Source organism: Paenibacillus sp. 1011MAR3C5, from assembly GCF_003591485.1.
In the GTDB taxonomy this organism is placed as follows: Bacteria; Bacillota; Bacilli; order Paenibacillales; family Paenibacillaceae; genus Pristimantibacillus.
On the sequence record NZ_QZCF01000005.1, the window covers coordinates 281,938 to 298,502 of the forward strand.

The following is a 16,565-nucleotide window of genomic DNA, read 5'->3' on the forward strand; positions in this document are numbered from 1 at the left end:
TGGCATGACCATGAAGGAAATTGTAATCGGAGCGTCCTTGCATAAGGAAGATAACGAAAGTGAGTTAATCGAGCGGGCGAAGAGCGGCGATCAAGACGCCTTCAGCGAACTGGTTCGCCGCCATCGCGCGAAAGCCCATAATTGGGCGTATGGTCTTGCTCAGGATTCGTATCTTGCGGAGGATATCGTTCAGGAAGCGCTAATGAAAGCTTTTGTACATCTTGGGACATTAGTAGATGTCACTCGTTTTCTTCCCTGGCTTCACCGCATTGTGCGCAACCAGGCGATGATGAAGCTGCGGCGTGGCGGTCCATATCGCCATGAGCAGCCTTTCACGAGCCTGGCAAGGCGGTCCTATTCCGATCAAGTGGACTGGGAAGATGTGGAGAGCATCATGACCTACATGATGAGCGTCAGACTGCAGGAGGAGGGCTCGACTTCTAATCCAGAGGAGCAAATCGTCCGCCAGGAGACCATGGAGACGATTTTGAATCTTTTTACCTGTCTCAAGCCCCGGGAACGCGGTATTTTCGAAGCTTATTTCTTTCGGCAGCTCTCTCCGCAGGAAATTGCGGCTTTGTTCGATATGACCATGAGCAGTGTCTACAAATCGATTGCAAGAACGCGGCAGAAGCTTCAGGATGAGCGTATTCGCGTGTACATACAGGAGCATTTGACCAGGCGGAGAGACGAGAAGGCTTCTTCATCAAAAATGCTGGAACGACCGAATATCTACACTCAGCGGATAGGCGACAGCCATTTTCTTGGTGCGAGACCGTCGGTTACGTATTGCTTATGGGGAATGCTGCAGTATACGGACCAAAAAAATCTGTCGCTTGCGGAAGTGAACGCGTTGACGGGTCAAGCGTTCAGTCTCCATATTATAAAGGAAACCGTACATATCGGAGGTCCGTTCACGCTTGCGGGCGAACCGTCATTTCATCAATTGCTGACGAATTTAGGACATGAATTTAAGGTGCTGACCTATCTACCGGCGCAGCCTAATACCATCACGGATGTCATTCAAACGGTTCACAGATCAATTGATCGCGGAATTCCGGTTATTGTTTGGGATCTGTTTCATGCGGAATATGGCATGGTCTATGGCTATGATGATCATGAGCAGAAGCTGACTGCTCTCGATAAGCTTCAGGAAGGCGAAGTGCCATATGAGCAGATCGGCAAAGGAAAAACATCGGAGATCGGACTTATCGCCTTTCAAAAGGATCGTCCGATCGATCGTAAAATGGCGCTGCTGCGTCTACTGGATGCCATTCTTGAGCAAGGGTATACGGAGGAATTGCGCAGCTCTGGTGATGGCGAGCTTGTGCGCGGGCTTGCCGCGTTTGATGCATGGATGGAGGCTTTTCGTGGGGACCGGATTGTCCCGTTCTTCAATGCCTACAACGCAGCTGTATACGCGGAGCTTCGCGGCTTCGCCAGGGATTTCCTATATGGTCTGTTGAATGAAACGGATTTTGAACAGGACCGTGAGTTGCTAGAGAGTGCGTGGACCTGCTACAAGTTAACTGCCCATGCGCTGAATGAGCTGTCGATCTTATTCCCGTTCCCGATGGGTGGTGATCCGAAGAGCGAGCAGTCAGTCGAGAAAGCCATTTCCTTGCTCCAGCAAGCCAAGGAAGCGGAGCAGGATGGATTCATCGTATTGGCGAAATGGCGGGATCGGTTGAAAGGTTGAGGTACTGATGCATTGGTATTTTTTTTGCTACGTGTTTCTTCTAAATGAGCTGACCGATCATATACAATAAAGTTATATGTTGTATCTATATTGAAACTGATTTTAATAGGGAATAGGGGGAAGATGATGAAGATCGTGTCCAGGCTGGCGATGCTGTTGCTTGTTCTTGTCACAAGTGCTGGATGTGCCGCCTCTAATTCTTCCAATGATAGTGTGAAAATTAAAGCAGAGTTAGCACCAATTAATGAAGGAGCTTTCCTGGCGGACAGCATGCATCAGGACTTGGATGGCGACGGGGAACTGGAGCAGATTCGTATGTACATCGATCCGGCACCTGTTGAGGACCAGAGCAAGCCGGGCCAATACTTGTGGAACGAACGACATCATTGGCAGCTGGTCGTTATGCGCGGCGATGATACCTATTTTTTATATAACAATTATTTGAGCGGCAAGCTTAAGTTTTGGATAGAAAACCGCGGTTCCCACAAAGCCATTGTATTGTTGGAGGAAGGCAAGGGGCTGCGCATGGATAGCTTTACATTGAATAAAGAGAAAATGTTTGAGAGAAGAATGGATTATCATCAATATGATTCTATACTCGTGAAGAGCTCTACCACATTCAAATAAATGGCTGACTCACTATCGACAAATTTCTCCATAAGTGTTATGATATCGTCAATGATTATCTACTAAGTCGATTTCGGAAGCACCGAGCGGATAGGGATTTATTTTCCTATGTGTTTGGTGCTTTTTTGCGTTTTTGATGAGTGATTTGTGAGATTTAGTAGAGAGTAAATACGAGAGGATTTACGCTGAGGATTGACAATGATGGAACATTATGTCGATATAGAAGGACTAGTGTTTTTTCCTTGGGCGTGACATGCGAATTTGAGAGCATTCATCATTTTAACGATTGGAGTGTATGACATGAAGAAGATGACGTATGTAGTAGCTTTTTTCCTATTAATGAGCGTACTGATGGTTCCCGCTGCAGGTGCAGCAGGCAAGGTACCGCAGATCAAGATTAACGGAACCGTATTTGTGACACCCGCTGGAGAGCCCCAGCCTTATATTAATAAAGATTATCGCACAATGGGTTCGGTACGTCTGGTCGGTAACGCGCTGGGCGTGCTTGATGACAATATCGAGTGGGATGACCAAGCCCGTACGGTGACCATGGAGAAAAACAAGACGGTTATCGTCATTACAGTGGGGCAGCAGGATCTCAGTGTAAATGGTAAGACAGTCACAATGGATACCGTTGCGGAGTTGAAGAACGGTCGTGTGTTTATACCGTTGCGTTTTATCGCGGAATCTCTTGGGGCTGAAATTGATTTTGATGATAAGACGAGGACGGTTTTGATTACGACGGATGATCCTTCGGTGGGGAAGCATAATTTTGCTTCTTATAAACAACTGAAGGTGCTTGAAAACTTTCCAATTGTACTAGATGCAAATGGTTTGAAACTAACCGTTCATGAAGCATATTTATATAAAGCAGATTCTAAGGAAGCTAAAGATCTTCAAAGAAAATATGATTTCCAGGAGTTTTATCGAGCTAAATATTTAGTATGGAGCAAGGTAACTCTTGAAAATAATACTAAGGAAACTGTAAGGTATGATGGATTAGATATGAATCAAAAAATCGAATGGCTCACTGGTAGTGGGGATGTAGGCGTAATTTTACTACATTCGAGTTCTATTAAAGTAGACAAAATGAATGGTACAGAGGTATTAAATGGATTTGTATTAAAACCAGGTGAGAGTATAACAAGTTGGGAAGCTCAAATTGATTATCTATCCGAAAGTATAGATTTAATTGCTGTGGCTGTAACCAATAAGTCAGTTTCACCGATGAAGATACTTGCTGCAAGAGAAGAATTGTTATGAAAAGATTTTTAAGTATAGTTCTATTAAGCGTACTTTTATTTGACATAGTATTACAGACACCCGTTGTTAAAGCTAATAGCGCATTGTCAAGTACCTTCTTAGTAGAGACAACTTCATCTACCTCGGAGTCTCAAATAGAAGTCACACTTGATTGGCCGACAGAAGCTGCAATGATAATTCCAAATAGATTTTCCTATAAAGGGAAAGGAACTATTGTTTCGGTTAAGTCAGATGATAAGACCAAAAAAAATAAAGTTGTAATTTCTGGAGAAAAAAAGCAAGTTAAAGAACAAGTAAAAGGTTATCAACGATATGCACTTGGTGTAAAATATAACTTTTCAAAAACTCCAGGCAATGCTTTTTGTAGATATAGTGATGGTGGAAAGTGGCAGATAAACAGTTTTAGTACAGACACACATTCGCAATATAGAAAAGATTATTTCAGAGAAAGTTCTGCTACGTTACCGACTATGTATCCACCTTATTCTCAAATGTCGGAAATAGTTGGTTATATGAACATTGATTTAACAGATCATCCTGCTGTATGGGTAAATAACGCTGGAGATACTGTAGAAGCAAATAAAGTAAAAAATAATACAATACAGATACTATCAAGATCTCACAGTTCTTCTTTAAAAACTTATACAGCATTGGGTTTAAAAGATTATGATCCATATAAGCCAAGATTGGCACTCCAATATAAAGCGGAGCATGTAATATTTACAGCCAATAATCAGATACCAGCATCCAATCCAGCTTTCTATACAGGCCATGCGCAATGTTACGGTTATCCTTTTAATCTTCAGTATTTTCTTCAAGCTGAAGCTGAATATGAAGCCTATCATTACGGTGGAACTATTACGTTCCAATACTCGAAGTTTGCTAGTGGCGTAATCGCAGGCGAAGTTAAGCCTGATCCGGTGAGTGAGCGTTTTGATGGAAAAGACGTCAAGGTTAAGGTTACGATTAGCTCAGAAATTTTCGAGATCAAAGATCCCGGAGCAATTGATTACTACGATGTTTATTTAAACAACGAGCTTGGTGATCAAAAGTTTGAAGCTAAAGCGATTCCTGCAAACAGAAACATGAAGATCAGTAGGACGTTTGATTTTGTCATACCAGCTTCTAGGATGACAAATAAGAACTCACATGACGAAGTGTATGTAGGGCGTGTAAGAGCTTGCTATAAACCAAGTTCCTACTATGTTGATCCTGTAAACGGTAAATGTATGGACACGGGTAAAATTCATGCTTCCACCAACGTGTACAAAGAGAAAGCACCTGATCCGCCTGTTAAGGGCATGGGACCAGTCGCGATTATCAATGCGCCAACCGAAGTCATGCTTGGTGACGATATCACGCTGGATGGTACAAGCTCTTACGATCCCGACGGCACGATCGAGAAGTATGTATGGAATACGCCAAATGCAATAGGCAGTCTTGTGGATGTGCCCGTTGGAGAAGTCTACTACAACAAACTTGGCACACAGAAAGTGCAGCTTTGTGTTTGGGATAATGACGGTGAACGAGACTGTGGGCAGCATAGTCTAGTCGTTACCGAACCATTCGTTAAGGCAAACATCTTTCAGTCGGGGACGCTAAAAGAAAATCGAAAGGTCACCTTTTCCGAATTCTCTTTTACCTCTTCACGCTATCCGGTCATTGCAAGTAAAAACCAATGGACAATAAAACCAGTGTACGATGATATCCCTCAGAGCATGATCAAGTATCAAGGCAACTTAAATGGAAAAAGTCAATTCGACGTACTATTCAAGCAGCCAGGAGATTATGTCGTGACTCTGAGCGTCGAAAATATAGCGGGCTACAAGGATACCACTTCGCGAATCGTGACCATCAAGCCAGACTTGCCGCCTGTTACGGTCATATCTGCTGAGTCCATGATTGAATATCGCGATCCCAAGTACATGAATAAGGCGAAGTTCGTTTTACGGGATACTTCCTATTCTCCTGATGGCGATATTGTCGCTTGGGGAAGGTGGTATGTCATCTTTGACGAAAATAATGACGGAATATTCAGAGAACAGCGAGTGCTAATCTATGAAGGTGATGCAAAAGAAGTAATCTACTATGCTGATCATGTAGGTAAGTATCAATTTCATAAAGAAACCATAGAAGAGTTTGGTCAAGAGACCATTCCAGCTTTTGTTACGGTAGAAGACCGCCGCCGAAGCCATACATGGGAATGAAGGAGATCATATGTATAAACCACTTGCCCAGGAGGGTCTGATTAAACGCAGGCCCTTTTCTTTTACACTTATACTGATAGGGATATTAATTATTACGCTATTTTTGCCTCCCATAAGTGCAAGCCCTATAGATACAGAGGTCAAGAACCTGGCTCCGTTCGTCGATTTTGAAGTGAAGGAAAAAAAGAAAGTTGACGTAATCGTGGACGTAGGCAATACCAAGTATAAAAAGAACGAGGTGCAGAGCAGGGTTAACGAGTTTCTTGCCCCAGTCCTGCAAGCTTCGGGCATCGATTATCAAATTACAGTCGATGAATCCAATGAAGGAAACAATGCGATCTATTATACAGGGTATAACCCAGAGCTTGGAACAGGATATTACAGTGATCTGTATAAGTATGATTTAATTACTGGAGAAACCGAGCTCTTTCTAGGAAATGCTTCTAGTGGACCAGGCATCATCTCTCCAGATGGTTTCATTTATTTAAATCACAATGGCGCTCTTTGGGTGCTTCATCTCGATACCAAAGTACGTGCAGCTCCCAGGTTCTCATGGCAAAACGCTAACGGCGCTCTCAAGCCAGATCGATCAACCAGTATTTCATTAGCCGAGGACGGGAATTTATATGTATATTCCAGAGATGATTCATTCGCACCAACACATGGATTTTGGAGAATTAACACCCATACAGTTGAGTTTGATGATACACCTGGCACATGGACTCCAATAAAATATACAGATTATGAAAAGCTCTTTTACGGGATACCAGATAATGGATATTATTTTGCAATAGCAAAAGACAACACTAGATATCTTTTAAACAATTATCGAGAAGAGTACGTCGATTATTCGGTAGTGAAAAACTATAATACTCCTCAGCAACAAAGCGTTCAAATTGGCAACTCAATCTTTAATCGCTTTGAGCCATTACAAATATCACGCGATGGTTCGTTGTTCTGGTTGCAACGTTCGGGAAGAAGTATGGCCACAAGCGATTTGTGGGTATACAACCCCGAAGACGGTTCAAAAACTTTAATCATTGAAAAGCTGGCTAGTAGTGCTAGGTACTCAGTTTTTGAGGACGGCCGCGTCTTAATCGAAAATTACGTGAATAATAACACTTGGGTTTATTCGATATTGGAGGATTTTAAAGATCCAGGTTCACTTCGGCAAATTACACCATCCTTTTACTCGCCCACAAAACGAATAGCCGGAATTAATGGAACACATGGATCAAACGTACTATTTACACCCAATAGCGGCGATGGCGTACGGCTGTATAATATCGATACCGGCGAAGAGAAACAAATGACAACGCATCCTATTGATAATATTATGAAGTATCCAAATTGGTACAATCCGAACACTCGCACGATCCAGGATATTATCGCCGATGCTCCATTGAGGCCTGACGCTGAAAAGATCTACGTTCGGGTAGACGATATTTCCATGAACGCTATTGCCCGAGCAAGCGGCATGGGGGAGATTGCTGCCTTGCTCGCGCAGCATAATATGTCCTTCATCGGACTTGGCACAGCATCCAATCAGGATCAAATCTATAAACTGCTAGAGAACATTGGTCACAACGGAACCTTCCTGAATAATGGGAATATGAAAACGGCATTTTCCGATCTCAGCAGCTTCATCACCGTCCGGAGAGAAGTCAACTTGCATGTGATTATCGGTGAAACGCCATATACGGAACAGGAAATACGCGATCGTTTCAACCAACGCCTAATCGACCTTCGACGTACGAATATTCGCATAAACATGCAGGTCATGAAGGCGGATCGCAAGAATTTGCAAGAGCTGCTATATCTGGCGCATTGGGATTACAACAAGAATAACTACATTGTCTATGTTCACAGCCCGCTGATGCCAGAGCTGAACGATGAGCTCGTTTATGATGATACGATCACGACACTGAAAGAGTACAGCGCTCACTTCTTAGGCATTGGCAGCACGACGAATCGAACGACCCTCAATAACATCGTCGCTTCCAACAACAAATTGGGAGCTTTCTATGACAACATCAATCTAGTTTCTGCTGTTACAAGCACGATGAACTATATCAAGGATACGGCAATTACGAACGTTAAGAAGCTGACGAATTATATCGTGCTGAATGCAGATCCAGCGACAGGGGAGTATTCATCAGAAATTACTGTTCAGACGTATTACGAGGATGTCGAATCCGATCCGAAGCGAACGGAACGCTGGCGGACCACGCATGACCCGGAAATCTACGAGAACAACATGGGGATGCTCGAAGGGACAGGCCAATATATGCTGGAGCCTATGAAGTATTTTACCAAAGTCGGCATGTATGAAATTGTAGCCCAGGTACAAGACAATCCGTCTACGAATCCGCTATTTGATGAATATCGTCAGTGGAGCAAGGATTCACTTTCGAGAATGGTTGTGTACGTACATCGAGCGCCTGTCGCCGACTTCAAAGCGATTGTCGATCCAACTCGCAGGCTAACGGTTACAGACCTATCCTATGATCTTGATCGTTATTCCTATCCTGATCGGGGCGTAATTCAAAAGGTGTGGAAGTGGAAGCGGGTAGACGATGCCAGTTGGACAGACGGCCAAGCGCCAAGCGTGCTAAACCCGAACACAGACTACCTCATTTCATTGAGGGTAAAGGACTTGGACGGCGCGTGGTCGCCGGAGACGATTCGGTTCGTGTCCACGAATCCATTCAACAGACCGCCTGTGGCGCTATTTACGATCGACAACAAGACGATATCGTTAAATGGCGCGGCGACATTCACCGACCAGTCCTATGACCCGGACAATGATTCGATCGGGCAAAGGGTATGGACGGTAAAGAAAGGCAACGTGCAGCTCTACCAAGGCGCAAACAAACCTTCAGGCGCGCTCATTAAACAGTACGCAGCGCAGCAAGGCTTGACGGCTCTTGGCAAGTACACCATATCGCTCCGCGTAAAGGATAACCCGCGCGTGGCAGAACCGTTATGGTCTAACACGCATACGGAATTTCTTGATATCGTAAATTATCCGCCAATTGCGCAATTCGATCCGCTGGAGCCGACCTATCGGGACGATCTGAACACGGCCATTAACCGAACCGTTAACCCTGATCGGGACGGCGATCCTGTCAGCTATCAATGGAGACTCATGTATGGCTCGAAGGAATTTGCTATGGGAACCACGAGGGACTTGTCATTCCGTATACGTGATCGAGGGCTTGGCAAAACGGCGGTTGGCACATGGATGCTGCAGCTCAAAGCTTCCGATCCGCATGGAGCTTCGACTTACGAAACCCATTCCTTCGATGTGCTCAACCATGTACCGATATCGACCATTATGAGTGGTACATGGACAGGCTATATCTATGAGCCATACACCTACACATCAACCCGTTCTGATAAGGATACGGAAGACGTGGACAGCTTGAAGTCATATTGGAAGCTCACGGCTCCAGACGGCCAAATTCGGACGTTCGATAAGCAAAATATATCAATATCCTTTGAGCAAAAAGGCAAGTATCTGCTTGAGAATTGGGCGGTTGATCAACTAGGCGCGGTGAGTGAAATTGATTCGAGAGAAATCCATATCGTCAACCAAAAGCCGATACCTGGATTTACGATGATGCCAACACCTGCTTTTATCGATACGATTGTAAGGATCACTAGCACAGCTACAGATATGGATGGCTATATCGATAAGCATCAATACTTTGTAACGCCTCCAAACGGTATACAGAGTCCATATACGCAGCTGGTAGACTTTGAGCGTATCTTTGCCTCAATCGGACAATGGCATATTCGTCAAATGGTCACAGACAATGATGGAGCGATTGCCGAGATTACACAGAGCTTAATGGTTCACAATCGACCGCCAAGCGTTGTGATTACAACGCCAAGCGGCGCAACGAGCGCGACTGCCACCGAGTTCAATACGTTAACGCCGCGTATCATTTGGCAGATGAGCGATCCGGACGGTCATACCGGACAACGATACCGATTGCAGATCAAGCGTGAGAATGGAGCGCTCATCTATGATACTCAACCGGTTACGGCGTCGAGGAATTATCATGACGTGCCGTCAAGCGCAGGGCTTGTAGAACATACAAGATACCGGGCAGAGGTGCAGGTCTATGACGGCTATGAATGGAGTCCTTATTCAGCACCTAAGTATTTCTATATTATGCTGAATCGACCGCCGGTTGCCGACTTTACATGGTCGCCACAACCCCTCTATGAAGGAGATACGGTGTCCTTCAGAACAAATGTCAGCGACGAAGACAAGGATGTATTGTCCATTCAGTACGAGCTCATCAGTCCCTCAGGCAACAAGATTCCTTACAGCTATACCTTCAATCATCCTTATCCCGTGACTGGGCCTGCTGTACGATTAACCCAGCTAGGGACGTGGTCGATGAAGTTAACCGTTAGCGACGGGAAAGCAGTTCCTGTCATCGTTACGAAAACATTGCAAGTTTTGCCGCTAGGCGTTACCGGGGCTGTGAAGCATACGGATCTGTGGAATGAGCATCGCCAAGCCTATAATATGAAAGAATCCGGCAACAAGGAGTCTCCGCGCGGTTACAATGTATTTTGGGCAGGAGAGAAGTTTATGCTCGAAGCGGGCACGACAGCTACGGGAACAGCCACAAGAGCGGAGCGCGTTGAGGCAACGATGGGTGCATTTCGGACAGAGCTAAAAGCATCTGGGACAGTCCATACCAGATGGACGGGCGAGCTTTGGGATTCAACCTTCGAGAACCTGCCAAACGGTATGCTGACGTTCGTTTTTACAGCACATTACAATAATGGCACGGTAAAAAGAGAGGAGATTGATGTCCACATCCGGGGCAATATGAATGGCTATCTTCAAGTTCATCGTGTAAAGTGATATGCGCAATGGTCATTCCAAGGTTTAGTGCTGGCGCGAAGGATTCGCGATTAAGTTAGCCAGGATAAGCAATAGGAGACGACTACAAAAGAACCCTGTTTGACTAGGGGTTCTTTGTCATTCAGTTGGTTATTCTTGCCTGCATTCATTTGAACAGTTTATTCAGTTTGAACTATAATGGACAGTACACACCTAACGAATGACCATGCTGCATGGGAATGACAACATCATACGCGTATGTGAGCGAGAAGAGGACGGTTGGCTTATGTTTCTAAGAAGAGAAAGTTTACGTGAGTATATGAGGCTGTATCCGGTAATCAGCATCATTATTGTTATTAATCTGGTCATGTTTGGCCTATTGGAATTGTCGGGAGGTTCTACACAAGTTGAAACGTTGTACCGCTTCGGTGCAATGTTCGGAGGATGGGCGATAGAGCCGGAGCTTTGGCGTTTCATTTCCTCAATGTTCCTGCACATTGGCTTTATGCATCTGCTGATGAACAGCTTCTCGCTATACGTATTTGCGGCGCCACTGGAGAGGATGCTCGGTGCGTGGAAATTCGCCGTGCTCTATTTGGCTTCCGGTATTGTAGGCAACATCTTCAGTTATTTCCTTCATCATGATTTGTATATCGGGGCGGGGGCATCGGGAGGAATCTATGGCATCTACGGCGCGTACTTGTTCCTGTCGCTCTTCAGGAAAGATGTACTGGATGCGGACAGCTCCAAAACGGTCACGATTATTCTAATTGTCGGTATCGTTTACTCCATAATTGTTCCGAATGTGGATTTGTATGCCCATGTGGGAGGATTTGTTGGCGGATTCGTGTTCATGGCGATTCTAAGTACGATTATTAAAAGAAGAGCAAGGCGTTATAGCATGTAACAAGCAGGACAGCCTGCACATGTTTTCAGGGAGAACCGCATAATTAATGCGGTTCTTCATATAAGGAGCTCCGAGCGCAAGCGCGCCAGGAGCTCCTTTTTTTCGAACGCCGCTTATCTAGTGAAGAAAATGATGATCCTCAGAAATTTCGCTTAAGGCGATACCGGCATCGCGTCCGGTTGTGCTGCCGAGCGACAGGTCGCCAAGCGTAATAATGCCAACCAGCTTGTCGTTGTCCACCACAGGGAGCCTGCGGATTTGATGCTGAGCCATCAGATCTGCTGCTGCTTCTGCATCTTGATCCGGCGAGATGGTAATCAAAGAACCGCTCATGACGTCCTGCACCGGACAGGAGCCCGGACGTTTCTGCGCATACCCCCGAAGCACCAGGTCACGGTCAGTTACGACTCCAATAATTTTATTGTGGTCTTCTGTCTCGACTACCGGCACGAATCCGATATCATTCTCAGCCATTAAGACGGCAATTTCATGAACATTGTCTTGCAGCGTTACCGTTTTACAATTGGTGGACATTAATTCCCGTACAGCTTTCATGAACATAGCTCCTTTGTTTCGATTTAATTACTGAGGCATCCAAGATCCCCCAACGCCAATAGGGTGCATCGCGAACGCTCATATTATCCTTCGACGGTACAAGTCTAAGCTTGATGTCTGTGCTCTGTGCATTTATGGAGATGTACAGCTATTACTTCCAAACATAGGAAATGAAATTCGATCATCTTGGAAACGCATACATTTTCCGTAGAAATGCTTCTATAGCTTCGGTGAATCCATTTCTATAATGAAAATGTATGACAAGCAAGGCTGTGCCTGTTAATCGTCTGAAGGGAGGAGGAGAGAGGTGGATATATCGATACCTTGAACTAAGGCGAATTGTAATCGCTTCCAAAACTAGAAGTAGGCTTCACCCTTTTCTCGTACCAAAAAAAGTTGGAGGAGGAATAAAATGCGCACCAAGTATGTTGCATGGTCGCTTATTGCTGCCTTGCTGTTCATGACGTTGTTCCAATCGATTGGACCGGTCGAGCCGGCGGAAGCAGCAGGAGGCCCTAATCTGACGTTAGGCAAAAACATTACGGCAAGCGGCCAATCTCAAACCTACAGCCCGGATCATGTAAAGGACAGCAATCAAGGGACTTATTGGGAAAGTACGAATAACGCATTTCCGCAATGGATTCAAGTGGACCTTGGAGCAAGCACTAGCATCGATCAGATCGTGCTGAAGCTTCCGGCCAACTGGGAGTCACGAACGCAGACGCTCGCCGTTCAAGGCAGCACGAACGGATCGACATATTCGACGATCGTCGGCTCCTCGAACTACGTGTTTAATCCTTCTGTAGCGGGCAACTCCGTTACAATCAACTTTGATGCCACAAGCACACGGTATGTCCGTCTGCAAGTGACGAACAATACAGGCTGGCCTGCGGCACAGCTCTCCGAATTCGAAATCTACGGCACAAGTGGACCGACGCCTACACCTACTGCGACTACGCAGCCGTCAGGCACATATCAAGCGGAAGCGGCTGCCTTATCCGGCGGAGCCAAAGTGAATACGGATCATTCCGGTTACTCCGGGACGGGCTTCGTTGACGGCTATTGGACTCAAGGGGCGACTACAACCTTTACCGTCCAAGCGCAAGCGGGCGGCAATCATAATGTGACGCTCAAATACGCCAATGCGAGCGGGAGCGATAAGACGCTTAGCCTCTACGTGAACGGTACGAAGCTTCGCCAAACCAGCCTGCCTAATCTCGCCAACTGGGATACATGGGGCAATAAGGTGGAGAGCGTCAATCTGAATGCTGGGGCGAACACCATTGCATACCAATATGATCCGGGCGATTCCGGCAATGTTAACCTTGATCAAATTACAGTAGAGGCGGCAAGCTCAACTCCAACACCGACGCCGACATCCACGCCTACACCAACACCGACACCAACACCGACACCAACACCAACACCAACACCAACACCAACACCAACACCAACACCAACACCAACACCAACACCCACACCAACTGTAACACCAACTGTAACACCAACCGCAACGCCAACGCCGCCTCCAGGCAGCAATATCGCGATTGGCAAGCCGATTACCGCATCCTCCAGCACATTCACATTTGTGCCTGCCAATGCGAATGACAACAGCACCGACACGTATTGGGAGGGTGGAGGCAGTCCGAGCACGTTGACGCTTGATCTAGGTGCGAATCATGACATTACATCCATTGTACTGAAGCTGAATCCTGCGTCGGCATGGAGCTCGCGCAACCAAACGATTCAAGTGCTGGGCCATAACCAGTCGACAACTACCTTAAGCAATCTGGTATCGGCTCAGTCCTATTCCTTCAATCCTGCGACAGGCAATACAGTAACGATTCCGGTTACTGCGACCGTGAAGCGCCTGCAATTGAACTTCACGGCGAATTCCGGCGCGCCGGCCGGCCAATTGGCGGAGTTCCAGGTTTTCGGTACGGCATCTGCGAACCCGGATCTGGTTATTACGGGCATGTCCTGGTCACCGGCTTCTCCGATTGAGACCAATGCTATTACGCTTAACGCTACAGTCAAAAACAACGGTACCGCTCCTTCAGGTGCTACTACCGTCAACTTCTACCTGAACAATACGCTGGCTGGCTCCGCTCCTGTAAACGGGCTGGCAGCGGGTGCCTCCACGACAGTATCGCTGAATGCAGGCAATAAGACAGCGGCATCCTATGCCGTTGGCGCAAAGGTGGATGAGAACCATTCAGTCATCGAACTGAATGAATCCAACAACAGCTACACCCATTCTACACCGCTTGTAGTTGCTCCAGTAGCGAGCTCCGACCTGGTCGGCACCGTGTCCTGGACGCCAAGCAATCCGGTAGCGGGCAATGCCGTGTCGTTGACCGTCAACTTGAAGAATCAGGGCAATATGGCTTCAGCTGGCGGTGCTCATGGCATTACAGTCGCCCTGAAAAACCCGGCTGGTTCCACGCTCCAAACGTTTAGCGGATCTTATAGCGGCGTATTGGCTGCGGGCGCCTCCGTTAACGTGACTTTGCCGGGTACTTGGACAGCAACACCAGGCAGCTATACCTTGACCACAACAATTGCAGCCGATGGGAATGAATTGCCGATTAAACAATCCAATAATGTAAGCAACACGAACCTGGTGGTCTATTCCCAGCGCGGAGCCAGCATGCCATATACCCGTTACGACACGGATGATGCTACGAGAGGCGGCGGAGCTACTTTGCAATCCGCGCCTACGTTCGATCAAGCATTGACCGCATCGGAAGCATCCGGACAACGTTATATCGCGCTTCCTTCGAACGGTTCCTATGCGCAGTGGACGATCCGGCCGGGAGAGGGCGGGGACGGCGTTACGATGAGATTCACGATGCCGGACTCCGCTAATGGCATGGGCTTGAATGGCTCGCTGGATGTATACGTCAATGGTGTCAAAGCCAAGACAGTGCCGCTCACATCCTATTACAGCTGGCAATACTTCTCCAGCGATCATCCGGCCGATACGCCGGCTGGCGGTCGCCCGCTTTTCCGGTTCGATGAGGTTCACTGGAAGATGGATACGCCATTACAGCCAGGAGACACCATTCGCATTCAGAAATCTAACGCGGACAGTCTGGAGTATGGCGTAGACTTCCTTGAGATCGAATCCGTACCGACGGCTATTGCCCGTCCGACTAATTCGGTTTCCGTGACCGACTTCGGCGCAGTCGCGAACGATGGCCAAGACGATCTTGCGGCATTCGAAGCAGCAGTAGAGGCGGCAGTCTCTTCCGGCAAAATCCTGTACATTCCTGCCGGTACGTTCCACCTCGGCAACATGTGGAAAGTAGGCAGCGTAGCCAACAAAATCGACAACATCACGATTTTAGGCGCAGGCATCTGGCATACCAATATCCAGTTCACGAATCCGAATCAGGCCTCAGGCGGCATCTCATTCCGCGTGACAGGCCAGCTGGATTTCAGCCATATTTATATGAACTCCAATTTGCGCTCCCGTTATGGCGAGCAAGCGATCTACAAGGGCTTTATGGATAACTTCGGCACCAATTCCAAGGTTCACAACGTATGGGTAGAGCATTTCGAATGCGGCTTCTGGGTAGGCGATTATGCTCATACACCGGCGATTATTGCGAACGGCCTGATTATCGAGAACAGCCGTATCCGCAACAACCTGGCAGACGGAGTTAACTTCGCGCAAGGCACCAGCAATTCCACTGTACGCAACAGCAGCATCCGCAATAACGGCGATGACGGTCTTGCTGTATGGACGAGTAACGTAAATGCTGCGCCTGCAGGCGTAAACAATACGTTCTCCTACAATACGATCGAGAACAACTGGCGCGCAGCAGCGATCGCTTTCTTCGGCGGCAGCGGCCACAAAGCGACGCATAATCTGATCGTTGACACGGTGGGCGGCTCGGCGATCCGAATGAATACGGTATTCCCGGGCTATCACTTCCAGAACAATACCGGCATCCTATTCTCGGATACGACCATTATTAACAGCGGAACCAGCAAAGATCTATACAATGGCGAACGCGGTGCGATCGATCTGGAAGCGTCCAATGATCCGATCAAAAACGTGACGTTCACGAATATCGATATCATCAATACGCAGCGCAGCGCCATACAGTTCGGCTACGGCGGCGGCTTCGAGAATATCGTATTCAACAATATCAATATTAACGGCACTGGCAAGGACGGTATCTTGACCTCGCGCTTCACGTCGCCGCATCCTGGCGCTGCTATCTACACCTATACAGGCAATGGCTCCGCTACGTTCAATAACTTGACGACAAATGACATTGCACATCCGAATGTGTACTTGATTCAAAATAGTTTCAATTTGACCATTCAGTAATCAAGCAGGTACGGAACGAGGAAGAGCTCATTAAAGCTCTTCCTCTTTCTATTGCATGGGAAGCTATATTCTCTTACCGGTCTATGGTTAAATGAAGA

Annotated in this window: 8 protein-coding genes; 7 read left to right on the forward strand and 1 reads right to left on the reverse strand. The window is 46.8% G+C overall.

The features are described 5' to 3' along the window. Positions 1–10: 10 nt before the first annotated feature. The 6 genes from D3P07_RS17235 to D3P07_RS17260 all read left to right on the forward strand — a co-directional run bounded on the left by D3P07_RS17235 (position 11) and on the right by D3P07_RS17260 (position 11,570). On the forward strand, positions 11–1,699 hold the full coding sequence (locus tag D3P07_RS17235; RefSeq protein ID WP_182914372.1) for an RNA polymerase sigma factor: 1,689 nt from the start codon (positions 11–13) through the stop codon (positions 1,697–1,699). Positions 1,700–1,822: 123 nt separating this feature from the next. Continuing rightward, a complete protein-coding gene (locus D3P07_RS17240; protein ID WP_147384532.1) occupies positions 1,823–2,326 on the forward strand; it encodes a hypothetical protein in 504 nt (167 codons plus the stop codon). Between the two features lie 300 nt (positions 2,327–2,626). After that, a complete protein-coding gene (locus tag D3P07_RS17245; protein WP_119801487.1) occupies positions 2,627–3,589 on the forward strand; it encodes a copper amine oxidase N-terminal domain-containing protein in 963 nt (320 codons plus the stop codon). Then, the gene (locus tag D3P07_RS17250) at positions 3,586–5,796 is read left to right on the forward strand and encodes a PKD domain-containing protein (RefSeq protein WP_119801488.1); all 2,211 of its coding nucleotides are present in this window, start codon (positions 3,586–3,588) and stop codon (positions 5,794–5,796) included. The genes D3P07_RS17245 and D3P07_RS17250 overlap by 4 nt, the downstream gene beginning before the upstream one ends. 1,309 nt (positions 5,797–7,105) lie before the next feature. Next, on the forward strand, positions 7,106–10,684 hold the full coding sequence (locus D3P07_RS17255) for a fibronectin type III domain-containing protein (RefSeq protein ID WP_119801489.1): 3,579 nt from the start codon (positions 7,106–7,108) through the stop codon (positions 10,682–10,684). A 265-nt stretch (positions 10,685–10,949) separates the two neighbouring features. Further along, positions 10,950–11,570, forward strand: coding sequence for a rhomboid family intramembrane serine protease (locus D3P07_RS17260; protein WP_119801490.1), 621 nt, complete (start codon positions 10,950–10,952; stop codon positions 11,568–11,570). A 117-nt stretch (positions 11,571–11,687) separates the two neighbouring features. On the opposite strand, the gene D3P07_RS17265 is transcribed toward D3P07_RS17260, so the two are convergent. After that, positions 11,688–12,125 (reverse strand): CBS domain-containing protein, encoded by a 438-nt coding sequence (locus D3P07_RS17265; RefSeq protein ID WP_119801491.1) that lies wholly within the window; start codon positions 12,123–12,125, stop codon positions 11,688–11,690. 412 nt (positions 12,126–12,537) lie between these two features. Here D3P07_RS17265 and D3P07_RS17270 point away from each other — a divergent pair, with 412 nt between their 5' ends. Beyond that, complete coding sequence (locus tag D3P07_RS17270) at positions 12,538–16,467, forward strand: galactose-binding domain-containing protein (protein WP_119801492.1); 3,930 nt, start codon at positions 12,538–12,540, stop codon at positions 16,465–16,467. Positions 16,468–16,565: the final 98 nt, after the last annotated feature.